Origin of the sequence: Falsiroseomonas bella (genome assembly GCF_003173615.1) — a bacterium.
Taxonomy (GTDB): domain Bacteria; phylum Pseudomonadota; class Alphaproteobacteria; order Acetobacterales; family Acetobacteraceae; genus Falsiroseomonas; species Falsiroseomonas bella.
The window spans coordinates 1459379-1481448 of record NZ_QGNA01000001.1; the positions used below are offsets into that span (position 1 = coordinate 1459379).

The 22070-nt window shown below is 71.6% G+C and carries 22 protein-coding genes; 11 read left to right on the top strand and 11 right to left on the bottom strand.

The genetic code is table 11. The features are described from left to right. Positions 1–4: 4 nt before the first annotated feature. From DFH01_RS06885 to DFH01_RS06895, 3 genes are read right to left on the bottom strand one after another with little or no spacing between them, the layout of a single operon-like run. A complete protein-coding gene (locus tag DFH01_RS06885; protein WP_158287638.1) occupies positions 5–1039 on the bottom strand; it encodes an SIS domain-containing protein in 1035 nt (344 codons plus the stop codon). A gap of 26 nt (positions 1040–1065) precedes the next feature. Next, positions 1066–2100, bottom strand: coding sequence for an ABC transporter substrate-binding protein (locus DFH01_RS06890; protein WP_109869586.1), 1035 nt, complete (start codon positions 2098–2100; stop codon positions 1066–1068). A gap of 22 nt (positions 2101–2122) precedes the next feature. Then, the gene (locus DFH01_RS06895) at positions 2123–3166 is read right to left on the bottom strand and encodes an extracellular solute-binding protein (protein WP_109869587.1); all 1044 of its coding nucleotides are present in this window, start codon (positions 3164–3166) and stop codon (positions 2123–2125) included. 320 nt (positions 3167–3486) lie between these two features. Here DFH01_RS06895 and DFH01_RS06900 point away from each other — a divergent pair, with 320 nt between their 5' ends. Continuing rightward, complete coding sequence (locus DFH01_RS06900; protein WP_109869588.1) at positions 3487–5049, top strand: amidohydrolase family protein; 1563 nt, start codon at positions 3487–3489, stop codon at positions 5047–5049. On the opposite strand, the gene DFH01_RS06905 is transcribed toward DFH01_RS06900, so the two are convergent. The 6 genes from DFH01_RS06905 to dctP form a co-directional block, all read right to left on the bottom strand. After that, positions 5046–5933 (bottom strand): polysaccharide deacetylase family protein, encoded by an 888-nt coding sequence (locus tag DFH01_RS06905; protein WP_199231142.1) that lies wholly within the window; start codon positions 5931–5933, stop codon positions 5046–5048. The two genes, DFH01_RS06900 and DFH01_RS06905, sit on opposite strands and share 4 nt — an antisense overlap. A 75-nt stretch (positions 5934–6008) precedes the next feature. After that, on the bottom strand, positions 6009–6875 hold the full coding sequence (locus DFH01_RS06910; protein WP_109869973.1) for a shikimate dehydrogenase: 867 nt from the start codon (positions 6873–6875) through the stop codon (positions 6009–6011). 20 nt (positions 6876–6895) lie between these two features. Beyond that, positions 6896–7345, bottom strand: a complete 450-nt coding sequence (locus DFH01_RS06915) for a type II 3-dehydroquinate dehydratase (protein WP_109869590.1) — start codon at positions 7343–7345, stop codon at positions 6896–6898. 43 nt (positions 7346–7388) lie between these two features. Continuing rightward, positions 7389–8690 carry a TRAP transporter large permease gene (locus DFH01_RS06920; RefSeq protein ID WP_109869591.1) on the bottom strand — a complete coding sequence of 434 codons (1302 nt, stop codon included), beginning with the start codon at positions 8688–8690 and terminating at the stop codon, positions 7389–7391. Continuing rightward, a complete protein-coding gene (locus DFH01_RS06925; protein WP_109869592.1) occupies positions 8687–9187 on the bottom strand; it encodes a TRAP transporter small permease in 501 nt (166 codons plus the stop codon). Before DFH01_RS06925 ends, DFH01_RS06920 begins: the two co-directional genes overlap by 4 nt. Positions 9188–9247: 60 nt before the next feature. Beyond that, positions 9248–10237, bottom strand: a complete 990-nt coding sequence (gene dctP, locus DFH01_RS06930) for a TRAP transporter substrate-binding protein DctP (protein WP_109869593.1) — start codon at positions 10235–10237, stop codon at positions 9248–9250. A 179-nt stretch (positions 10238–10416) separates the two neighbouring features. Between dctP and DFH01_RS06935 the strand changes: the two genes are divergently transcribed. The 10 genes from DFH01_RS06935 (at position 10417) to DFH01_RS06980 (ending at position 19969) form a co-directional block, all read left to right on the top strand. After that, a complete protein-coding gene (locus DFH01_RS06935) occupies positions 10417–11172 on the top strand; it encodes a GntR family transcriptional regulator (protein ID WP_233255993.1) in 756 nt (251 codons plus the stop codon). A 23-nt stretch (positions 11173–11195) separates the two neighbouring features. Then, entirely contained in the window at positions 11196–11855 is a 660-nt protein-coding gene (locus DFH01_RS06940) for a GntR family transcriptional regulator (RefSeq protein ID WP_109869595.1), read from the top strand. Between the two features lie 121 nt (positions 11856–11976). Next, entirely contained in the window at positions 11977–13386 is a 1410-nt protein-coding gene (locus DFH01_RS06945; protein ID WP_158287639.1) for an MmgE/PrpD family protein, read from the top strand. Between the two features lie 2 nt (positions 13387–13388). Next, positions 13389–13847 carry a tripartite tricarboxylate transporter TctB family protein gene (locus tag DFH01_RS06950; protein ID WP_109869597.1) on the top strand — a complete coding sequence of 153 codons (459 nt, stop codon included), beginning with the start codon at positions 13389–13391 and terminating at the stop codon, positions 13845–13847. A gap of 3 nt (positions 13848–13850) precedes the next feature. After that, complete coding sequence (locus tag DFH01_RS06955; protein WP_109869598.1) at positions 13851–15356, top strand: tripartite tricarboxylate transporter permease; 1506 nt, start codon at positions 13851–13853, stop codon at positions 15354–15356. 23 nt (positions 15357–15379) lie between these two features. After that, positions 15380–16357, top strand: coding sequence for a Bug family tripartite tricarboxylate transporter substrate binding protein (locus DFH01_RS06960; protein WP_158287640.1), 978 nt, complete (start codon positions 15380–15382; stop codon positions 16355–16357). Positions 16358–16359: 2 nt separating this feature from the next. After that, positions 16360–17100, top strand: coding sequence for a sulfite exporter TauE/SafE family protein (locus DFH01_RS06965; RefSeq protein WP_158287641.1), 741 nt, complete (start codon positions 16360–16362; stop codon positions 17098–17100). 15 nt (positions 17101–17115) lie between these two features. Beyond that, on the top strand, positions 17116–18513 hold the full coding sequence (locus DFH01_RS06970; protein ID WP_109869600.1) for an MmgE/PrpD family protein: 1398 nt from the start codon (positions 17116–17118) through the stop codon (positions 18511–18513). Further along, on the top strand, positions 18510–19253 hold the full coding sequence (locus DFH01_RS06975) for an SDR family NAD(P)-dependent oxidoreductase (RefSeq protein WP_109869601.1): 744 nt from the start codon (positions 18510–18512) through the stop codon (positions 19251–19253). Before DFH01_RS06970 ends, DFH01_RS06975 begins: the two co-directional genes overlap by 4 nt. Next, positions 19250–19969, top strand: a complete 720-nt coding sequence (locus DFH01_RS06980) for a GntR family transcriptional regulator (protein ID WP_158287642.1) — start codon at positions 19250–19252, stop codon at positions 19967–19969. The genes DFH01_RS06975 and DFH01_RS06980 overlap by 4 nt, the downstream gene beginning before the upstream one ends. Here the strand turns inward: DFH01_RS06980 and DFH01_RS06985 are convergent. Continuing rightward, the gene (locus DFH01_RS06985) at positions 19953–21332 is read right to left on the bottom strand and encodes a sensor histidine kinase (protein WP_109869603.1); all 1380 of its coding nucleotides are present in this window, start codon (positions 21330–21332) and stop codon (positions 19953–19955) included. The two genes, DFH01_RS06980 and DFH01_RS06985, sit on opposite strands and share 17 nt — an antisense overlap. Next, on the bottom strand, positions 21329–21985 hold the full coding sequence (locus tag DFH01_RS06990; RefSeq protein ID WP_109869604.1) for a response regulator transcription factor: 657 nt from the start codon (positions 21983–21985) through the stop codon (positions 21329–21331). The genes DFH01_RS06985 and DFH01_RS06990 overlap by 4 nt, the downstream gene beginning before the upstream one ends. Positions 21986–22070: the final 85 nt, after the last annotated feature.

Sequence of the window (22070 nt, forward strand, 5' to 3'; positions counted from 1 at the left end):
GCGATCACTGGCCCGTGCCGATCAGGGAGCGGCGGGTCAGCATCCGGCTGACGCGGAAACGCGCCGCGTCGCCCTTCAGATGCGTGCGCGTGTCGGGATCGAGCCCGCCGGCCCGCGCCAGCCCATGCGCCAGCGCCTGCAGCGGGATCGCGGTGGCGAGCGGCGCGAGCGCCGGCGGGATGGCGGGCAGCGTCCACCGTCGTGTGGCCGTGGCCACGGGCGTCGCTTCGGTGTCCATCGCGAGGCAGCGCATGCCGAGTTCGGCCAGCGCCTCGCAGCTTTCCGTCGCGAGACGAGCGAGCGCTGGCTCGGCGGCGACGACGACAATGAGGTCCGTCACCGGGGTCGCCCAGTACTGGCTATGGGCGAATTCCTCGAGATCGGCGGACCAGGCCGGCACGCCGGTGAGTTCCACCAGCTTCGCCGCGCCGTACCGCACCGTGCCGGCATCGGCGCCGGCCGAGAGCAGGCGCACGCCGCTCGGTACGGCTTCCGTCACTTCGAAGGCGATGGCGGCGCGGATGGCCGGCAGCGCGGCGTGCAGCGCCTCCGCCGCCTCCGGTCGCCCGGCCGCGCCGGCTGCCAGCAGCATCAGCGCGGCGACCGTCGCCGTGTAGCTCGACGTGCCGCAGAGGAAGGGCGCGATGTCGGCGATGTCGAGCGAGATGCGGGCACCGGCGACCTCGCCCAACCGCCCGCCCTTGCCGTTGACCAGCGCGAGCAGTCGCGCGCCCATCCCCGAAGCAGCCTCTGCGGCGGCAACGGTGCGATCCACATTGCCGGACATCGAGATGGCGATCACGCGATCCGCCGCCGCCAACCGACGCGCCGACAGCAGCAGGTCGAGCGCGCCGAGCGGGCGCCAGTCCAGGCCGAGCTCGCGCGCGAACTCCGCCGCCGCTTCGGCGGCAAAGGCCCCGTCGCCGCAGCCTGCCACGAACAGGCGCCCGCCCGCGCCTGGTGCGAGCGTCGCACCGGCGGCGAGGAACTCCGGCGCGCGGGCCAGCAGGCCCGCGATCACCTCAGGCTGGCGCGCCATGTCGGCGCGCATCGGTCCCTGCATTGTCAGCTGAAGGTCCTGTCGAACTGTTCCAGGATGCGGCCGCGCACCGGAGCGATCTTGGACCAGTCCACGGACTGCAGCCGCGCAACCTCCGCCGGAGTCGAGGGCGTGTAGGGCTTCGCCGCGTCCGGCACCGCCACGCCGCGCACCGTTGGCCCGAAGAAGTAAGGCTCGTTCGCCGCGCGCTGCTGGTACTCGGGCGACAGGATCTCGTTCATCCACTCATGCACCAGCTCGGGATGCCGTGTGTTGGCGATCTCCGACATGAAGGAGAGCAGCGAAACCGGGCCGGGCGCGGGCTGGATGAAGCGGATCGGCAGCCCCCGCGCGGCCGCGCCGGCGACATCGTTGTTCCAGATCGGCGCGACGCCGATCTCCTCGCGCTCGAGCAGCTGCAGCAGGGCGGTGGGCGAGCGGCCGACCACCGGGCGCAGCGCGGCCAGCCTCTCCCAGGCCGGCGCGAGGTTGTCCTCGGACCCGCCGAACACCTTGGCGATGATCGCCAGGACCGCGAGGCCGAGGTTGGAGGAGGCGCGCGGGATCGCGACCTTGCCGCGGTAGTCGGCGTGCCAGAGATCCTCCCAGGAGGTAGGCTCGCGCCGCACCACGCGAGTGTTCCAGGCGATGCCCACCAGCGAATAGCTCGCCGGCACGCCGAAGCCGCCGGACTTCGCCATGAACTCCGGCACGACATTGGCCGCATTCGGCACCTTCGCCGGATCGAGGCGCGTGATGTAGCCCTCGCGCTGGGCGATCAGGTGCGGCGGCTCGCCATTCGGCATGGCGTCGAAGGGCGAATGGCCCTGCGCGGCCTTGATCTGCGCGACGATGTCCTGCGCCTCGCTCGGCACCAGGCGGATGCGCAGGCCGGGGTGGCGCGCCTCCATCCGGCGCGCGAGCCACTGGTGCGGCTCCTGCAGCTGGCCCGCGAAGGAGACGATGACGAGTTCGCGCGATTGCGCGCGCGCGACCTGCGGCGTGGCGAGCGCGGCCAGGGCGAGACCGCCGAGCGAGCGGCGGCCGAGAAGCGTGGTCATGTTCGGATGCCTCCTTGTTGGTTCAGCCGGCGAAGACGCGGTCGAATCGCTCGACCAGGCCGCCGCGCTGCGGCGCGATCGCGCCCCAGTCGATGGTCTGCAGGGCCAGCACCTCGGCCGGCGTCGAGGGGGTGTAGGGCCGCGCGGCCTCCGGCACCGTCACGCCGCGCACGGTCGGGCCGAAGAAATACGGCGCCCCGGCGGCGCGGGCCTGGTACTCGGCGGAAAGGATGCCATCGAGCCACTCGTTCACGAGGTCCGGATGCCGCGTCTGCGCGATGGCGGAGAAGAAGGAGAGGATCGCGATCGCGCCGGGCGCGGGCATCAGGAAGCGGATCGGCAGGCCCTTGTCGGCGGCCGAGGCCGTGTTGTTGTTCCAGAGCGGGGCGATCGCGATCTCCTCGCGTTCCAGCATCTGCGTCAGGATGGCCGGCGAGCGCGCGGCGCGCGGCTGCAGCTCGCGCAGCTTCTCCCAGCCCACGTCGAGGTTTCGCTCGCTGCCACCATGCGTCTTGGCGGCGATGGCGAGCGTCGCCAGGCCGAGATTGGAGGAGGTGCGCGCGATGCCGACCTTGCCGCGGTACTCGGGTCGCCAGAGATCGGCCCAGCTGGTTGGCGCGTTGCGCACCATCTGGCTGTTGTAGGCGATGCCGACCAGCGAATAGGTCGCCGGCACGCCGAAGCCGCCGGATCGCGCGAGAAGATCGGGGAAGACGTTGCCCAGGTTGGCGAGCGCGGCGTCGCTGCGCCGTGCGATGTAGCCCTCGGTCATCGCCGTGATGTGCGGCGGCTCGTCGTTCGGCATGGCGTCGAAGGGCGAATGGCCCTGCGCTGCCTTGATCTGCGCGACGATGTCCTGGCTGTCGGAGGGAACGAGCCGGATGCGCAGGCCGCGATGCCGGGCCTCCATCCGGTCGGCGAGCCAGCGATGCGGCTCGGAGAGGCGGCCGGGATAGGTGACGATCACCAGCTCGCGTGCGGCCTGGGCGTGGACGAGGCGGGAGACGGCGAGAAGGCCCGCGGCGGCGGCGCCGAGGCGGGCAAGCGAACGACGGGAGACGGACATCGGAACCTCCTGCGGTGACGACGTGTCGGCGCCGCGCAGGCGCGCGGCATCGTCCGGGCCCGACGGCCCGGCAACGTCATCAGGCCGTTCGGCGGGAGGCGGCGATCAGTGCCACATAGGCACGGCAGGAACGGGACGGCGCGGACCAAGCGCGGGCACGGCGGCGCCGTCCGCTTGGCTTGCTCCGATTCAGGGTGAAACGCCCGCGCGTCATCCTGTCATTCTTGTCATCCCGTTTGCGCCGGCGCAAGCATGCGCCTGCCTCGCACGGCGCCGCCGGGCGCGCCCTTGCCTGCGAGGCGAGCAGGAGCGTGCCAACCATGCCCGGAACGACGGCAGACGAGCCGGTCTCTCTCATCCTGCGCGGTGCGGCGCTGCTGGAAAGCTTCGGGCCGGACGACTCGCCCATCCTGCACCGCGACGCCGGGCTCGCCGTCGCGGCAGGGCGTGTCGCCGCCATCGCGCCCTTCGTCGAGCTCGCCGCCCGGCATCCCGGCGCGCAGGTGGTCGGCGACGCCGACACGGTCGTCATCCCGGGTCTCGTCAACGCGCATCACCATGTCGGGCTGACGCCGCTGCAACTCGGCTCGCCGGATCATCCGCTGGAGCTGTGGTTCGCGAGCCGGCTGGCGCTGCGCGACGTGGATCTGCGCCTCGACACGCTGTTCTCCGCCTTCGAGATGATCGCCTCCGGCGTCACCACCGTGCAGCACCTGCACAGTCGCGCGCCGGGCGGGCCGGAGCGGATCCTGGCGGCGGCGCAGGGCGTGATCGGCGCGTATCGCGAGGTGGGCATGCGCGCCTCCTACTCCATGGCGCTGCGCGACCAGAACCGGCTGGTGTACGAGGATGACGCCGCCTTCACCGCGCGCCTGCCGGAGGCGCTGCAACCCGCGATGCGCGACTATTTCGCGCGCTTCACCCTGCCGCTGTCCGAGCAGGTGGCGCTGTTCGAGGACATCCGCGCGCTGGCCGCGGGCGATCCGCGCATCGCCGTGCAGGTCGCGCCGGCGAACCTGCACTGGCTTTCGGATGCGGCGCTGGGCGCGGCGGCGGAGCTGTCGGCGAAGCACGACCTGCCGATGCACATGCACCTGCTGGAGACGCCCTACCAGAAAGCCTATGCGAAGCGGCGGACGGGTGGATCGGCGCTGGCCTTCCTGCATCGGCTCGGCCTGACGGGACCGCGGCTCACGATCGGCCACGGCGTCTGGATGACGGAGGCCGACATCGAGCTCTGCGCGCATGCGGGCACGCGCATCTGCCACAACTGCTCCTCCAACCTGCGCCTGAAATCCGGGACCGCGCCGGTGAACCGCTTCCTCGCGGCGGGGATCCCCGTTGCGCTCGGCATGGACGAGGCCGGCATCAACGACGACCGCGACATGCTGCAGGAGATGCGCCTGGCCCTACGTATGCACCGCGAGCCCGGGATCCACGCGCCGCATCCCTCGCCGGCGCAGGTGCTGCGCATGGCGACCGAGCACGGCGCCGGCACCACGCCCTTCGGTGCGACGATCGGGCGGCTTTCCGTCGGCTGCCATGCCGATGCCGTGCTGTTCGACTGGCCGCGCGTGACGCGGCCCTGGCAGAGCCCCGACATCCCGCTGGTCGATGTGCTGGTGCAGCGGGCGAAGACGGATGCGGTGAAGACCGTGCTGGTGGGCGGCGAGGTGGTGTATCGCGACGGCCGGTTCACGCGCGTGGATCGTGACGCCGTGCTCGCCGAGATCGCCGCGCGGATGGCCCGTCCGCTGACGGCGGAGGAGGAGGCGCGGCGGGACCTGGCACGCGCGGTCTTCCCGCATGTCAGCGCCTTCTACGACGGATGGCTGGACGGGCTCGGCGACGATCCGCACTACCGGCCGAGCGGGCGACGCTAACCCCCCGCGGCGATCCAGGCGCGCGCGATCTCGTCGCGCCGCGCCACCCAGATGCGGTCGCCGAGCGCGGCGAGCTTTTCGAGCACGCCCTCGAAGGCGGGGAAGCGGCCAGGGCGCCCGGCGATGCGGAGGTGGTAGCCGATGTTGAGCAGCCGCGGCTTGCCGCGCTCCGCCTCGGCCAGCAGCGTGGCCAGCGCGTCCTCGACATACTCCACCATCTCCCGCGCGCGGACGAAGCCGTTCGGGTGGAAGAACTTCATGTCGTTGCTGTCCAGCGCATAGGGCAGCACGACCAGGCCGCGATGTGCCCGGTCGCGATAGGGCAGGTCGTCGTCGAAGGCGTTGGATGTGTAGAGGAAGCCGCGTTCCTCCAGCAGCGCGCGCGTCCAGGCGCTCTCGCTGCCGCGGCAGAAGAAGCCGGCGGGCCGCACGCCGCAGGCCGCGTCGATCGCGTCGATGCAGCGATCGAGATCGTGCGCTTCCTCCGCCCGGTCGCGGTAGTCGGCATGCGGGCGCCAGCGCCAGCCATGCACGGCGGCCTCATGCCCGCGCGCCACCACCTCGCGCGCCTGCCGGGGCGCGCGCTCCACGGCGCGGCCGCACATCAGGAAGGTCGCGCGGATGCGGTGCCGGTCGAGCGCGTCCAGCATGCGCCAGAGCCCGGCGCGCATGCCATAGGCGAAGATCTGCTCCTGCCCGAGGTCGCGCACGCCGGGCTCGACGACGCTGATCACCTCGCCGATTCGCTCGCTCTGTGGGTCGCCGTCTCCAACCTGCTGCTCGGCGCCTTCCTCGAAGTTCACCACGACCGAGACGGCAAGCCGGGCGCCGTTCGGCCAGGCGATGTCAGGGTCCGACCCTCCGCGACCGACGAGATCGCGCATGATGCCTCCTGCTGCTGGCCGGCGTGCTGTAGCGCGCAGCGTGCAGGGCCGGAAGTGGCGGCGGCACCGGTCGCGTCAGGCGGTGCCGGCCATCTCCTTGAAATGCGCCATCATCCGGTCGGCATCCGCCTCCAGCCCGGTGAAGAGGCGGAACGCGCCCACGGCCTGGAAGACGGCCATGCCGCTGCCGTCGAGCGTGCGGCACCCGATCCGGCGCGCGGCGCGCAGCAGCTCGGTCTCCATGGGGAAATAGATGATCTCGGCCACCCAGAGCGAGGGGCGCAGCAGGCCGGGATCCAACGGCATGCCGGGCAACTTCGCCATCCCGACGGGCGTGCAGTTCACCAGCCCGTCCGCGGCGGCCAGGCTGGCGCCGAGGTCGGCCGCGGCCTCTGCGCGGCCGGCGCCGAAGCGCGTGCAGAGGCTGGCAGCCAAGGCTTCCGCGCGCGAAGCCTCCACGTCGTGCAGGCTGAGCCGGGCGATGCCCGCGCCGAGTAGCGCGTGGGCGACCGCGGCGCCGGCGCCGCCGGCGCCGAGCTGCACCACCGCACCGCGCGCCGCGTCCGGCAATCCACGACGGAAGCCCTCCGCGAAGCCCGAGCAATCGGTGTTGTGCCCGATCCTGCGGCCCTCTCGCAGAACCACCGTGTTCACCGCCCCGAGCGCCTCCGCATCACGGGACAGCTCGTGCAGCAACGGGATCACGGCCTGCTTGCAGGGATAGGTGATGTTGAGCCCCGCGAAGCCCATCCATTCCGCGGCGGTCAGCAGCGCGTCGAGCGAGTCCGGCCCCAGGCGGAGCCGGTCGAGATCGATCAGCCGGTAGACCAGGCGCAGCCCCTGAACCTCGCCCTCGCGTTCGTGCATGGCAGGCGTCAGGGAGGCCTGGATGCCGCTGCCGATCAGCCCGAGCAGTACGGAGCGCTGCCGCTGGGCACGCATCGCGCGCTGCACCATTCCGCTCAGCCCGCCGCCGCGTCGTCGAGTATCTCGCGCAGCGCGCGGATCGCAGTCGGGTAGCCGCGTGCGCCGAGCCCCGCGATGACCGCGGTGGCGACCGGAGAGACGAGCGAGCGATGATAGATCGGCTCCCGTCGGTGGATGTTGGAGATATGCAGCTCGATCACCGGGCCCTTGAACATCTTGAGCGCGTCGAGCAGCGGGATGGAGCTGAAGGTCAGGCCGGCCGGGTTGATGACGATGCCCGCGACCTCCTGGTCGGTCGCCTCGTGGATCCACTCGACCAGCTGGCCTTCGTAGTTGGTCTGGCGGAACACGATCGTGTCGTCGCCGGCCGCATGTCGGCACATCGCCTCGATTTCGACCAAGGTCGTGCGGCCGTAGATCTCGGGCTCGCGCTTGCCGAGGCGATTGAGGTTGGGGCCGTTCAGCATATGGATGGCTCGGGTCATGAGGCTACCTCGTCGGCATGCGGGCGAAGGCGGGGGGCGGCCGTCAGCCCTGGTAGCCGAGCTGCCGCGGCAGCCAGAGCACCAGCTCCGGCACGAAAGTGATCAGCATCAGCGCGGCGAGCAGGGCGGCGATGAAGGGCAGCGTGTCGCGCACCACGGCGCCGAGCGTGCTGTCGGACAGCTTGGCGACGATGAACAGCAGCAGGCCGTAGGGCGGCGTGATGAGACCGATCATCAGGTTCACCACCACGACGACGCCGAAATGCACCATGTCCACGCCCAGCGCCTGCGCGGTCGGGATCAGCACCGGCACCACGACCAGCAGGATCGTGCTGCCTTCCAGCAGGCAGCCCAGCACCAGCAGCAGAAGGTTCACCGCCAGCAGGAACTGCCAGTCCGCCATCTCCCATCCCGCTAGCAGGTTGCGCACCGCGGCGGGGATGTTCTCGCTCGCGATCACGTAGTTGAAGGCCAGCGCGCCGGCGATCAGCATGCCGATCGCGGCGGTGGATCGCGCGCTGCCCAGCACCGTTCGATACACCTCGCGCGCCGAGATGCTGCGATACAGCAGGGTCGAGACGAGGAAGGCATAGGCGGCGGCGACGGCGGCCGCCTCGGTCGGCGTCATCACCCCGCCATAGATGCCGCCCAGCAGGATCGCCGGCATCAGCAGCGCCGGAAGGGCTTCCCAGGTCAGGCGCGGCAGTTCGCGCAGCGGCACGCGCTCGGCCACCGGGAAGCCGTGCCGGTGCGCCATCCAGCTGTTGATGCCCATCATCGCCAACGCCATCAGCAGGCCTGGCACGACGCCGCCGAGGAACAGGTAGCCGATCGAGGAATCCGAGATCAGCGCGTAGAGCACCATGGGGATGGATGGCGGGATGATCGGGCCGATCACCGCCGTCGCCGCGGTGATCGCGCCGGCATAGCTCGCCGGATAGGCGCCGCCGCGCTTCATCATGTCGATCAGGATCTTGCCGCTGCCCGCGGCGTCCGCGATGGCGGAGCCCGACATGCCGGCGAAGATCACGCTCTGCACCACGTTCACATGGCCGAGGCCGCCGCGGAAACGGCCGACGAGCAGGTTGCAGAAGCGCAGCAGACGGTCGGTCATGGTGCCGGCGTTCATCAGACCCGCGGAGAAGATGAACAGCGGAACGGCCAGCAGGATGTAGCTGCCGTTCAGCCCGTTCAGCAGCTGCTCCGCCGCGATGGACATGTCCTGCCCCGAGGCGGCGAGGTAGATGATCGAGCCGGTGATCATGGACAGGCCGATCGGCAGGCCGAGCAGCGACAGGCCGATGATCGCCATCAGGGCGAGCGCGAAGGGGCTGTCGAGGCTCACGCGCCCGCACCCGTGGCACGCGCCCTGCCGGTGACGGCGCGCCAGACGATCCAGCCATGGCGAATGATCATGGCGACCGCGAAGACCAGATAGACGGAGAAGAGCAGGTCCATCCGGATGGCGAGATAGGTGGAGCGCTCCACCTTCATGAAGGTGACGTAGTCGTAGACGGCCGGCAGCGACCAGGCGAACACCGCCACCACGACCGCGCCGGTGATCGCATCGAACAGGCGGCGCACGCCCGCGGGCACGGCGCCGTGGATCAGGTCGAAGCGGATCTCCTCCTCCTCGGTGAGGACCAGGGCCGCTCCCCACAGGATGCCCCAGAACCAGGCGAGCGTGGAAACCTCGGTCGTCCAGCCGACCGGGGCGTTCATCGCATAGCGCATGAAGATCTGGACGACGAAGGCGATGAACATCGCCGCCAGCAGCGCGGCGAGCACGTCCTCGGCGCGCCGGCGGCCCCAGGCGAGGACGCGTCTTGCAAGGGAGGTCATCGGCGCGCCCCGGGGAACGGCGCGACCCGGAACGCCGGCGGCGCTCCGGGTCGGGTGGCGTCAGCGGACCGCGTTGATGCGCTCGAGGATGCCGCGCGGCCAGCTCTGCGACAGGGACGAGGCCAGGTAGCGGCGCTGCGCCTCCGCCCGGAAGGCATCGACGTTCGGCGCGTAGACCTCGAGGCCCTGGCCGCGGAAGAAGGTCACCATCTCCTGCTCCTGCTCGAGATGGCGCCGCGTGCTGAGGTCGATCGCCTTGTCCGCCGCGGCCTGCAGCGCCTGCTGCTGCGCGGGGGCGAGCCCGTCCCAGAAGCGGGCGGAGACGGAGAGCAGGTCGTAGGCGACGAGGTGGCTGGTCAGCACGAACTGCGTCGTGACCTCGTAGAAGCGCATGGTGCGGCTGGTCGGCAGCGGGTTGTCCTGCCCGTCCACCGCGCCGGTCTGCAGCGCCGTGTAGAGTTCGGCGAAGGCGACCGGCGTCGGGTTGGCGCCGAGCGCCTCGCCCAGGAACTGCCACGCCTCGCCCGGCGGCATGCGTAGCTTCATCCCGGCCATGTCCGCCGGCGTGGCGATGCGCTTGCGCGGCTTCAGGTTCACGTGCCGCGTGCCGAAGTAGAGCGGGCCGAGGATCTGCACGTTCAGCTGGTCGCGCACCATCTTCTTGAAGTCGGCGCCCACGTCGCCGGCGAAGACCTTGCGCATGTGATCGGCGTCGCGGAACAGGTAGGCCGAGGTCATCACGGACCAGGCGGGGATCTGCCGCGAGAAATCCTGCGGCGCGATGTTGGCCATCTCCAGGTTGCCGCGCTGCAGCGCGACCAGCTCCGTGCCCTGGCGGAAGAGCGAGGCGTTGAGATGCAGCTCGACCTCGAACTCGCCCTGCAGGTCGGTTGCAAAGCCGCGCATCGCCTCGGCGCGGATGTCCTGGTCCGAGAAGACGGCGGCGAAGCGCAGGCGACGGCGCGCCTGGGCGCCGGCCGGCAGCGCGGCCCCTGCCGCAAGCGCCGCCGCGCCCGTGATGGCTGCACGACGTCCGATGAGCGCTCGCATGCGCGTCCTCCCCTTGCGAGACATGCTTGGTCGCGCCGGCAGCGCGGCCGGGCGACTGCCGCGGACGCTAGTCGCAGCGGATCGCGTGATCAATAGTCATTCCAGGGAATGTCCGCTATTTTGCAATTCGTTGGATGAACCGGGCGCCGCCCGCCCGGCGAAACAGGAGGAAACATCGCTTGCCCGCACGGCAGGACGGCCATCCGGCGCAAGAAGTCGGCAGCAGCAGCGAGGCGGCGTATCGCCGCATCCGCGCCGATGTCGTGCTCGGGCGCCTGGCGCCGGGCAGCAAGCTCGGGCTCGACGGGTTGCGCCGCATCTACGGCGTCGGCATCGGCACGCTGCGCGAGGTGCTGAACCGGCTGGTCTCCGAAGGACTCGTGGTGGCCGAAGGACAGCGCGGATTCGCGGTGGCGCCGGTATCCCCCCAGGAATTCCGCGAGGTTGCGGCGCTGCGCCTGCTTCTGGAACGCCACGCCATCGCGCTGTCCTTCGCCGCCGGCGACCTGGACTGGGAAGGGCAGGTCGTCGGCGCACATCACAAACTGGCGGTGCTGGAGCGGCGCCTGCTGGCGGGCGAGTCCACCGATCCCGCCCTGTGGAAGCGGCATGACCGCGAGTTCCACGCGCTGCTGATCGCCGCCTGCGGCTCCACGGCACTGCTCGACACCTACGCGGCGGCCTACGACCTGTTCCTGCGCTACCAGATGGTCGCGGTGGTGTTCCGCGGCGCCGTCGCGGCCGACCAGCATGCCGCGCTGCTCGCCTGCGCCCTGGCGCGCGACAGCGCGGGCGCCTGCCGCGTGTTGGAGGACCATGTGCAGGGCTGCGTGGATCACGTCATCCGAAGCGGCGCCCTTGCGCCCTTTTCGGGCGGCCGAAGGCGGCGGACGCCGACCGGCGCCGGTGTTCCGCGACGCGTCGCCCGCCCATGAGCGCGTCCCCGAGCCGCACCGACATGCAAGCGGCATCCGAGCAGGCCGGCGAGCGCGCCTATCGGCTGATCCGCGCGGACATCCTTTCCGGCGTGCTGGCACCCGGGCGCAAGCTGAAGCTCGACAGGCTGCGCGACCTTTACGGCGCCGGCATCAGCACGCTGCGGGAAGCGCTGAGCCGGCTGGCCGCCGAGCGGCTGATCCTCGCCGAGGGCCAGCGCGGCTTCGAGGTGGCGCCCTTCTCGGCGACGGACCTGCGCGAACTCGCCGGCCTGCGGCGGCTGCTGGAGGGCCATGCGCTCGAACACGCCTTCCGCGCCGGCGACGTGGAGTGGGAGGCGCGCATCGTCGCTGTTCATCACAAGCTGTCGCAGATGGAGGATAAGCTGCGTGGAGGCGACGACGGCGCCATCGAGCCCTGGCGTCGCTTCGATTCGCAATTCCACCAGACGCTCATCTCCGCCTGCGGCTCCCGCACGCTGATGGCGACCCATGCGGCCGTGTTCGACCGCTACCTGCGCTACCAGAACCTGGCCCTCGGCTTCCGCGGCGACATCGCCATGCGCGAGCACCAGGCGCTGCGCGACTGCGCGTTGCGGCGGGATGCGGCGGCCGCGCGCAAGGTCCTCGCCGAGCACATCCTCGGCGGGGTGGAGCACGCGCTGGCCAGCGGCGCGCTGTAGCGCCGACGAGAGCGCGGCGGCCGCCGCGGCACGCGGGCAGGTCTGTATGCAGCCGCACACAATTGCGCTAAAAGACCCCCGGAGCGCGACGACACGACCGCGCCCGGAAGGGGGAAACCGCATGTCCAGCACTGCGGCGCAGACGGAGCGTGGCGCCAGGACGGAATATGGCGTCGCCGCACTCGGGCTCGGCGTGACAAGGGCGCTCGGCGGCTTCATCGCCGGGCTGCGTTTCGAGGATCTGCCGCCGGCCGTGGTGCATGAGGCGCGGCGCGGGGTGCTGGACTGGATCGGCTGCGCGCTCGCGGCAAGCCGGCATCCCACCATCCGCATCCTTCTGGACACTTTCGAAGCGACGGGCTCGCCCGCGGTCGCGACCGTGCTGGGTCAGGGCGGCCAGGGCGGGAAACGGCTCGGGCTGCTGGATGCGCCGGTGGCGAACGGCCAGATGGGCCATCTGCTGGACTTCGACGACACGCATATGGGCGGCGTCGTGCTGCACACCTCCTCCCCGCTGCTGGCCGCGCTGCTGGCGCTGGCCGAGCACCGTCCGGTGAGCGGGCGCGACCTGGTCACGGCCTATGTCGCCGGCTTCGAGGCCGGGGTGCGCGCCGGGCAGGGGGCGCCCGCGCATCACGACGGCGGATGGCACCTGACGGGCACGCTCGGCGCAATCGCAGCCGGGGCCGGCAGTGCGCGGCTGCTCGGGCTGGATGCAACGCAGGTGACGCATGCGATCGGCATTGCGACGACGCAGGCCGCCGGCATGCAGCAGAACCGCGGCACGATGTGCAAGTCGTTCCATGCCGGCAAGGCGGCGGCCTCCGGCGCGCTCGCGGCGCTGCTGGCCGCGCGCGGCTTCAACAGCTCCGACGAGATCCTGGAAGGCAAGCGCGGCTTCATCCGCATCTACAGCACGAGCTCGGCGCCGGAGCGCATCACGGATGGCCTCGGCGAGCGCTTCGAGATCGCGCGCAACGGCTACAAGCCCTATGCCTGCGGCATCGTGCTGCACCCACTGATCGACGCCATGATCGCGCTGCACGACAGCGCCGGCATCCCGGCCGCGCAGGTCGCGCGCGTGGAACTTCAGGTGCATCCGCATGCGGTGAAGATCACCGGGGTGGACGATCCGAAATCGGGACTGATGTCGAAGTTCAGCATCAACCACTCGGCATCCGTCGCCTATCTCGACGGCACGGCGGGCATCGCGCAGTACAGCGATGCGCGCGCTGGCGCGGCTGATGTGCTCGCCTTCCGGCCGAAGATCGAGGTTCGCACCGTCGAGACGTTCCGCAAGGACCAGGCGCATGCGACGCTGGTCGCCACCGACGGGCGCCGCTTCGAATCGCCCGTCGCCCACGCCTCCGGCACGGTGGACAACTCGATGTCGGACGCCGCACTGGAGCGCAAGTTCCTGGGCAATGCGACGGAAGCGCTCGGCGAGGATCGCGCGCGCGCCGTCGCGGCGCGGGTCTGGACGCTCGACGAGGCCGCGGACATCCGCGACCTGCTCGCGCTCTGCGCCTGAACATGGCCCGCCGCTTGGACCGCGACGTGCTGGCCGGCGTCGTCCTGGCCGGGCTCGGCGGCTACGTCGCCTGGCGGGCGCTCGGATGGGACATCCTGACCGAGGACGGACCGGGGCCGGGCTTCTTCCCGCTCGGCTACGGGACGCTGATGGTGGCGCTCTCCGCCCTTCTGGTGCTGCGCGCGCTGCTGCAGCCGCGCCCCGCCGAAGAGGAAGCGGATCCCGGCGGCCACTGGCGCGCGCTCGCAACCTGGGCGGCCTTCGCGGGCGCGGCCTTCGTGATGCAGTGGATCGGCTTCGTCGCCGGCTTCGCCCTGCTCTCCGCCTTCGTCGTGGTTTTCGTCTTCGAGCGCGGCTGGGTGCGTGGCGCGGTGGTCGGGTTCTCCGCCGCCGCCGTCTTCTGGCTGGTCTTCGAGCGGCTGATGGGTGTCGGCCTGCCGGCCGGCCCTTGGGGCTTCTGAGCGATGGAGACCTTCGCAGCCCTCGGGCATGGCTTCGCCGTCGCGCTGCAGCCGGTCAACCTGTTCTGGTGCTTCGTCGGCTGCTTCCTCGGCACCATCGTCGGCGTGCTGCCCGGCCTCGGCCCCGCGGCGACCATCGCGCTGCTGCTGCCGCTGACCTTCGGCATGGATCCGACCGGCGGGGTCATCATGCTGGCGGGCATCTATTTCGGCGCGAAATACGGCGGCTCCACCACCTCGATCCTGCTGAACATCCCGGGCGAGGCGTCTTCCGTCGTCACCTGCCTCGACGGCTACCAGATGGCGCGGAAGGGGCGCGGCGGGGCGGCGCTCGGGATCGCGGCGATCGCCTCCTTCGTCGCGGGAACCTTCGGCATCGTGGCGCTGACGCTGCTCGCGCCGCCCATCGCGGAGTTCGCGCTCAGCTTCTCCTCGCCCGAGTATTTTGCGCTGATGGTCCTCGGCCTCTCGCTGGTCGTGGTGCTTGGCGGGTCGTCGCTCCTGAAGGCGCTGCTGTCGCTGCTCTTCGGGCTGTGGCTGACCAGCATCGGCACCGACCTCTTCACCTCGCAGAGCCGCTTCACCTTCGGATCCTCCTTCCTGCTTGGCGGCATCGACTTCATGGTCATCGCGGTCGGCGTCTTCGCCATCGCCGGCGTGATGGAGAGCATCCGCGCGCGGGAGGAGAACACGCCGATCCCGGTGCCGAACCGGCTGCGCGAGCTGATGCCCTCCTGGGCGGAGCTGAAGGCCTGTCGCTTCGCCTTCCTCAACGGCTCGGTCACCGGCTTCATCGTCGGCGTGCTGCCGGGCGCGGGCTCTGCGATCGCATCCTTCATCGCCTATGGCGTGGAGAAGGCGGTCTCCCGCCACCCCGAGAAGTTCGGCACCGGCGTGCCCGAGGGCGTCGCCGCGCCGGAGGGTGCGAACAACGCCGATTCCGGCGGTGCGATGGTGCCGCTGCTGACGCTCGGCATCCCGGGCGGCGGCAGCACGGCGATCCTGCTCTCGGCGCTGGTGGTCTGGGGCGTGAAGCCCGGGCCGCTGATGATGACGGAGAGCCCGGAGGTCTTCTGGGGCCTGATCGCCAGCCTCTACATCGGCAGCGTGATGCTGCTGGTGATGAACCTGCCGCTTGTGCCGCTTTTCGCGCAGATCCTGCGCATTCCGGTCTATGTGCTGTTCCCGCTGATCTTCGGCCTGGCGCTGGTCGGCGCCTTCGGCGTCTCCGACAACCCGATGAACCTGATGCTGCTCGCGGGCTTCGGGCTGCTCGGCTACGTCATGGCGCAGTTCGGCTTCCCGCCCGCGCCGCTGATCCTCGGCTTCGTGCTCGGCGACGCGATGGAGCGCGCTGTGCGCCAGTCGCTCACGATGTCCATGGGCGATCCGGCGATCCTGGTGGAGCGACCGCTTTCGGCCGTGATGCTCGGGCTCGCCGTGCTCGTCCTGATCTCGCCGCTGCTCGGCCGGCTGCTGCGCCGGCGGCGGGCGGGTGCAACAGCATGACTGCAATGCCAAGGGAGGACCACATGCAGCGTCGTCATCTTCTCGCCGCCGGGGGCACGCTCGCGCTCGCCGGCCTCGTCCGGCCGGCGCGTGCCGCCTGGACGCCCTCGCGTCCGATCGAGTTCGTGGCGCATAACGGCCCGGGCAGCGGCCCGGATGTCTTCGCCCGCGCGCTGATTTCCGCCATCGAGCAGGACAAGATCTACGAGGGTCGCATGCAGGTCGCCAACCGCGTCGGCGGCGGCGGCGCCACGGCGATGAACTACATCATGGAACGGCGCGGCGACCCGCATGTGGTCGGCGTGTGGACCAGCCTCTGGATGTCGCTGCCGCTGGTGCAGGCCGAGGCGCGGTCCCAGGTCACCGACATGACCGCGATCGCGCGCGTCGCCATCGAGCCCGCAGTCGTCATCGTGCGCGGCGATTCGCCCTATCGCAGCCTTGCGGACTTCATCGAGGCGGCGAAGGCACGCCCTGGCCAGGTGCGCCAGTCCGGCGGCTCGCCCACCGCGCGCGACGCGCTGGTGCGGCAGTTGCTGATGGCGCATACCGGCGCACGCTGGGCCTTCATCTCCTTCCCCTCGGGCGGCGAGCGGATGTCCGCGCTGCTCGGCGGCCATGTGGACATGATGATCGCCGAGCCCGCCGAGATCCGCGAGCAGGTGCGCGCCGGCCGGCTGCGCATCCTGGCCACCGCGACGGCGACCCGCCTGCCGCTGCTGCCGGACGTGCCGACGCTCGCCGAGGCCGGCTTCCCGATCAACGACGTCATCCAGGCCCGCGGCCTGGTGGCGCCGCCCGGCATCCCGGAGGAGGCGGTCGCCTTCTACGGCGATCTGTTCCGCCGCATGTCGGAAGGGCCGGCCTGGGCCAAGTATGTCGAGGACAACCAGCTGCAGAGCGCCTTCCTCTCGCCTGCGGACACCGCCGCCTTCTTCCGGGACTACCAGGTGCAGTTGCGAGACGTGCTGCAGACCGGCGGCGTGCGGCTGGCGCGCTGACCTTGATCGAGCCGCTGGCCGCGCTGGGCGTCGGCGTCGCCGCCTACGGGACGGCGATCGTCGGCGGCCTGGCCGGCTACGGCACCAACCTGCTGATGCCGATCGCCCTGGTTCCGGTGGTCGGCGCGGCGGCGGCGATCCCGATCCTCGCGGTGTCGGGACTGTTCAACAACGGGTCGCGGCTGGTGATCTTCCGCGATCGCGTGGAGTGGCGGCCGGTGCTGCCGCTGACGCTGGCGGCGATCCCGTCCTGCTTCGTCGGCGCCTGGCTGTTCACGCTGCTGAGCGGGCCGCAGGTGGCGCTGCTGCTCGGCGCGACGCTGTTCGCCACGGTGCCGCTGCGGCGCTGGCTGCGGGGAAGACGGCTCAACATCGGCACGCTCGGCATCGTGCTCCTCGGTGTCGTCTTCGGCCTCGTCACCGGCGGCACGCCGGGCGGGGGCGTGGTGCTGACGGCGGCACTCGCCGCGATCGGGCTTGCGCCGCAATCGGTCGTCGCGACCGATGCCGCGATCTCGCTGGTGGTGGGCCTGGTGAAGGTCGCGACGTTCCAGGCGTTGGGCGAGCTGCCGGCGGCGTCGTGGGTGTTCGCGCTGGTGATCGGGCTGATCGCCATCCCCGGCGTGATGACCGCGCGCTGGCTCAGCGACCGCATGAGCGTGTCGCTGCACGGCACCATCCTGGAAGCGGCGATCCTGACCGGGGGCGCCATGCTGGTGCTGCGCGGCCTGGGCTGGGTGTAGGGAAAGGGAAGCATCATGGCCGCATCGGCCTCGCAGCCGCTGTCGGACGAGATCGTCGCGCTGGCCGGCCACATCGCCGCGGCCGGCACGCGCCCGCTGCCGGAGGAGGTCGCGCGCAAGACGCGGCTGCACCTGCTCGATACGCTCGGCGCCATCGTCTCCGGCACGCAGCTGCCGGCCGGGCTGCTCGGGGCGCGCTTCGCGGCTTCGACCGGTGGCGCGGCGGAGGCGCTGGCGGTCGGCGCCGGTGCGCTGCTGCCCGCCGCGCAGGCCGCCTTCGCCAACGCCATGGCCGCGCATGGCGACGAGACCGACGACAGCCACCTCGCCGGGCGCTGCCATCCCGGCTGCGCGATCGTGCCCGCCGCGCTCGCTGTCGCGGAACGCGTGGATGCGGACGGTGGGGCGCTGCTGCGGGCCATCGCGCTCGGCTACGATGTCTGCGTGCGCGTCAACCTCGCCCTCGGCTTCCCGCCGCCGGCCAAGGCGAAGCACAGCACGCACAGCATCGGCCCCGCCTTCGGCGCGGCGGCCGCCTGCGCGGCGCTGCTCGGCTTCGACGAGCGCCAGGTGCGGCACATGCTGTCCTACTCGGCGCAGCAGGCCAGCGGCATCCCCTTCTGGAACCGCGACGCGCACCATGTGGAAAAGGCCTTCGACTTCGCCGCCATGCCGGCGCGCAACGGCACCCTTGGCGCGCTGATGGTCGCTTCGGGCTTCACCGGCGTCGAGGATCCGCTGGGCGGGCCGCACAACCTCTTCGCCGCCTTCGCCGAGAAGCCCGATCGTGCGGCGCTGGTAGACGGCCTCGGCACGCGCTTCGAGATCATGCGCGCCTCCATCAAGAAGTGGTGCGTCGGCAGCCCGATCCAGGCGGTGCTGGATGCGATCGTCGCGATCACCGGCGGCGCGCCGCAATCGCCCGACACCATCGAGGCGGTCACCATCACCATGCCCGACGACCGCATCCACATCGTCAACGACCGCGCCATGCCGGATGTCTGCGTGCAGCACATGGCGGCCATCGTGCTGCTGGACGGCGGCGCCAGCTTCGCCGCCGCGCATGACGTGGACCGGATGCAGGACCCCGCGGTGCGCGCGCTGCGCGGCCGCATGACGCTGGTGCCGAGCCCGGAGCTCACCCTTGCCGTGCCGGCCCGCCAGGCGATCGTGGAGATCGTCTTCGCGGGCGGCACGCGCAAGCGCCACCATGCCGTGGCCGTGCGCGGCACGCCGGAGAACCCGATGACGGAGGCGGAGGTCGAGGCGAAGGCGCTCGATCTCTGCGCGCCGCTGCTCGGCGATGCCCGCGCCGCCACGCTGGTCGAGGCGGTGCGCGGCCTGGAAGGCCGTCGCGCGCGCGACCTCCGCCCCCTGTTGCACCTGATCGCCTCGCCGGAGAGCCACCCATGACCACCACCCCCATGCTCGGGCATGTCGCGCTGATCACCGGCGGCGTGCGCCGCATCGGCCGCGCCTGCGCCCTCGCGCTCGCCGAGGAAGGCGCCGACATCGTGCTGCACGCGCGCAACTCGCGCGAGGAGGCCGAGGCGGTCGCGCGGGAGGTGGAGGCGCTGGGCCGCCGTGCCCTGGTGCATCTCTGCGACATCACCGACGAAGCCGGCGTGGAGGCGATGTTCGCGGAGATCGACCGCGCCTTCGGCCGGATCGATATCCTGGTGAACAACGCCGCGCTGCGCGCCGAGGCGCACTTCACCGAGATGAGCTACGCCGAGTGGAAGCAGATCACCGGGGTCATCCTGGACGGCGCCTTCCTCGCTTCCCGCGCCGCGCTGCGGCGGATGGCCCCGCGCGGCTACGGACGGATCGTCAGCATGGGCGGCGTCTCCGCCCATCTCGGCGCGAAGGAGCGCGCGCATGTCGGCACCGCGAAGGAAGGGCTGATCGGCTTCACGCGCGCGCTGGCGGTGGAATTCGCCGCGCAGGGCATCACGGTGAACTGCGTCATCCCCGGCAAGATCGGCGGCAAGCGCGCGGCGACGGCAGGCAAGGGCATCGCCGGGATGCCGCTCGTCGGCCGCGAGGGCGTGCCGGAGGACGTCGCGGAAGTTGTGCGCCTGCTGTGCCGGCCAGCGTCCTCCTTCATCACGGGCCAGAGCATCCATGTGAATGGCGGGCTCTTCCTGCCGTGACCGCGCCATCCCGCGGCGGGACTGACGCGCCCATCGAGGCCGGGCCGGAGGATGCAGGCCTCTCGCGGGCCGAGCGCGTCTATCGCCACCTGCGGGCGGGCATCCGCGCCGGCGCCTACCGTCCGGGTCAGCGCCTGCGCGAGACGCAGTTGGCGGCCGCGCTCGACACGAGCCGCACGCCGGTGCGCGAGGCGATCCGCCGGCTCGAGGCCGACCGCCTGGTGGAGGACGTGCCGGGGCGCGGCCTGGCGGTGGCGCGGCTGGACCAGGATCGGGTGCGCGAGCTCTACCAGTTCCGCATGGCGATCGAGGGCGCGGCGGCCGAGATGGCCGCGCTGCACGCCACCGCGCTCGACATCGCGGAGCTGTCCGACCTGCTCGAGCAGATGCGGACCGCCGCCGGGGATTCCGCGCGCGCCGCCCATCTCAACCGCCGCTTCCACGAAGGCATCTACCGCGCGGCGCGGAACTCCTTCCTCAGCCATGCCATCGCCGCCATGACCGATTTCATGGCGCTGCTGCCCGGCACCACCTATGCCCTGCCGGGGCGTGCCGCCGAGGTCGTGGAGGAGCATGAGCGGGTGCTGCGCGCCATCGCGGAGCGCGACCCGGAAGAGGCCGCGCGGGCCGTGCGCGCGCACATCCAGAAGGCGGCGCAGTTCCGGCTGCGGATGACGGGTGCCGAGGAGCTGGCCGGCGTCACGACGGCCGGGTGAGGCCCCGCTCCTGCGCCGTGGCGCGGGCCAGCGTCAGCTCCGCTTCGAAGCCGTCCGACCGCCCGCGCGCCGGCGAATGCAGCGCAAGACCGGCGCCCAGCTGCTCGGCGATGGTGTGCACGATGGACAGGCCTAGGCCCGAGCCCTTGCCGCCATAGGACACGAAGCGCCGGTGCAGGATGGCAAGCCGCTCCGGCGGAACGACCGGCCCGGCATTGGTCACGCGCACCACGCCCTCTGCAGTGACCGCGACCTCCACCGCCGACTCCGGCGAACCGTGGCGCAGCGCGTTCTCGATCAGGTTCCGCAGCGCGATCGCCAGTGCGTCGAGGTCGGCCAGCACCGGCAGCTCCGCCAGGCCGCCATCGTCAAGGCGCAGCCGCGTGCCGACGCCGGGCCGGGCGCGGAACTCCTCCACCAGCAGATCCAGCGCCATCATCAGGTCCACCCGCTCGCGGCGCTGCGCGACGCCGGCCTCGGCCCGCGCCAACTGCAGCAGCTTCTCGAGCCGTGCGCCGAGCCGCCCGAGGCTGGCGGCCAGCTCCTCGGCCTCGCGGCGCGCATGGCCGTCCGGTGGCAGATGGGCGGCCAGCAGCTGCGCCTGCGCGAGGCCGGCCGCCACGGGCGTGCGCAACTCATGCGCGGCATTGGCGCTGAAGCTGCGCTCCGCTTCCAGCGCCTGGCGCAGCCGCTGCAGCAGCTGGTTCACGTCGTCGCCGATCGAGGCGAGCTCCGCGGGCAGATGCCCGATCGGCAGCGGGTCGAGGTTGGCGCCGCCGCGCCGCTCGATCTCCGCCTGCAGGCTGCGCACCGGCGCGAAGCCGCGCCTGACAGCCAGCGGAACCAGCACCAGCGCCGCAAGCACCAGTGCGAGCAGCGGCGCGAGCAGCCGCACCAGGGTCGGGCGGATGGTGTGCAGGCGGTGGTCGGGCGGCTCCGCCAGGGTGATGACGTAGCGGCCGTCCGTGCTCGGCTCGCTGTAGAGCCGCGCGCCGGCGATCGTGGTGAAGCCGACCGGCGGCGGCGGCGCCTCGGCTGCGCCATGCGAGCGCATCATCAGCCGGCCATCCGCGGCGTAGAGCCGCCAGGTGATGTATTCGTCATGGGGCGTCGCGTCGGTGATCACGACCGGATGCGGCCCGACCCCGTCAAGCTCCCCGCCATAGCGCCGCATGAGGTCCGGCAGCATGATCTGCGCATGCTCGGACAGGATGCTGTCGAACACCTCGTTCATCTCGCGCACGACCACGAGGCTCGCCGAGATGGCGGAAAGCACCCAGAGCAGCAGCAGGCCTGCCGCCAGCGAGACACCGAGCCGCCCGGCCATGCTGCGCGGCCAGGCCGCGCGCAACAGGCGCCTCATGCGCGGGCGCGGTAGCCGACGCCGCGCAGCGTGTCGATCAGCCCCGGGCCGAGCTTGCGGCGGATGCGGCTGATATAGACCTCCACCGCGTTGCTCTCGACCTCCGCGCCGTAGCGGTAGATCGCCTCCTCGATCTGCTCGCGGGATACGGCCGCGCCGGGACGCTGCAGCAGCCGCTCCAGGATCGCCCATTCGCGCGCCGTCAGCGTCACCTCCTCCCCCGCCACGCTGGCCCGCCGGTCCTCCAGGTCCAGCACCACCTCGCCGGCGCGGAAGGCGCGGTCGGGATGGGTGCCCGCGCGCCGCGTCACGGCCTGCACCCGCGCCAGCAACTCGCCCAGGTCGAAGGGCTTCACCAGGTAGTCGTCGGCGCCCGCCTTGAGGCCCTCGATGCGGTCGGAGATCTGGTCGCGCGCGGTCAGCACGATGACGGGGCGCCAGTCGCCGCGGTCGCGCAGCGCGCGCAGCACATCCAGACCGTTGCCGTCCGGCAACCCCACATCGAGCAGCACCAGGCAGTGGCCGGGGGCGCGCAGCGCCGCCTCGGCATCGGCCCGGCTTCCCACGAGGTCAACCGCGTGCCCGGCCAGCGTCAGGTGTTCGCGCACCGCGCGGCCCAGCGCCGGGTCATCCTCGACGAGCAGGATCCTCATCCCTCGGTCGAACTCTCCCCGTTTCAGGGTGGCGTCAGGTTGTGCGCCTAGCAAGCCCCGGAAAGTGCCCGGTAAGGGCGAGGAA

Bases quoted from the DNA above. Each gene is read 5' to 3' on its own strand.
- DFH01_RS06885 (WP_158287638.1), bottom strand. From the start codon at position 1,039: ATGGCGCGCCAGCCTGAGGTGATCGCGGGCCTGCTGGCCCGCGCGCCG.
- DFH01_RS06890 (WP_109869586.1), bottom strand. From the start codon at position 2,100: ATGACCACGCTTCTCGGCCGCCGCTCGCTCGGCGGTCTCGCCCTGGCC.
- DFH01_RS06895 (WP_109869587.1), bottom strand. From the start codon at position 3,166: ATGTCCGTCTCCCGTCGTTCGCTTGCCCGCCTCGGCGCCGCCGCCGCG.
- DFH01_RS06900 (WP_109869588.1), top strand. From the start codon at position 3,487: ATGCCCGGAACGACGGCAGACGAGCCGGTCTCTCTCATCCTGCGCGGT.
- DFH01_RS06905 (WP_199231142.1), bottom strand. From the start codon at position 5,933: ATGCGCGATCTCGTCGGTCGCGGAGGGTCGGACCCTGACATCGCCTGG.
- DFH01_RS06910 (WP_109869973.1), bottom strand. From the start codon at position 6,875: ATGCGTGCCCAGCGGCAGCGCTCCGTACTGCTCGGGCTGATCGGCAGC.
- DFH01_RS06915 (WP_109869590.1), bottom strand. From the start codon at position 7,345: ATGACCCGAGCCATCCATATGCTGAACGGCCCCAACCTCAATCGCCTC.
- DFH01_RS06925 (WP_109869592.1), bottom strand. From the start codon at position 9,187: ATGACCTCCCTTGCAAGACGCGTCCTCGCCTGGGGCCGCCGGCGCGCC.
- dctP (WP_109869593.1), bottom strand. From the start codon at position 10,237: ATGCGAGCGCTCATCGGACGTCGTGCAGCCATCACGGGCGCGGCGGCG.
- DFH01_RS06940 (WP_109869595.1), top strand. From the start codon at position 11,196: ATGCAAGCGGCATCCGAGCAGGCCGGCGAGCGCGCCTATCGGCTGATC.
- DFH01_RS06945 (WP_158287639.1), top strand. From the start codon at position 11,977: ATGTCCAGCACTGCGGCGCAGACGGAGCGTGGCGCCAGGACGGAATAT.
- DFH01_RS06950 (WP_109869597.1), top strand. From the start codon at position 13,389: ATGGCCCGCCGCTTGGACCGCGACGTGCTGGCCGGCGTCGTCCTGGCC.
- DFH01_RS06955 (WP_109869598.1), top strand. From the start codon at position 13,851: ATGGAGACCTTCGCAGCCCTCGGGCATGGCTTCGCCGTCGCGCTGCAG.
- DFH01_RS06960 (WP_158287640.1), top strand. From the start codon at position 15,380: ATGCAGCGTCGTCATCTTCTCGCCGCCGGGGGCACGCTCGCGCTCGCC.
- DFH01_RS06970 (WP_109869600.1), top strand. From the start codon at position 17,116: ATGGCCGCATCGGCCTCGCAGCCGCTGTCGGACGAGATCGTCGCGCTG.
- DFH01_RS06975 (WP_109869601.1), top strand. From the start codon at position 18,510: ATGACCACCACCCCCATGCTCGGGCATGTCGCGCTGATCACCGGCGGC.
- DFH01_RS06985 (WP_109869603.1), bottom strand. From the start codon at position 21,332: ATGAGGCGCCTGTTGCGCGCGGCCTGGCCGCGCAGCATGGCCGGGCGG.
- DFH01_RS06990 (WP_109869604.1), bottom strand. From the start codon at position 21,985: ATGAGGATCCTGCTCGTCGAGGATGACCCGGCGCTGGGCCGCGCGGTG.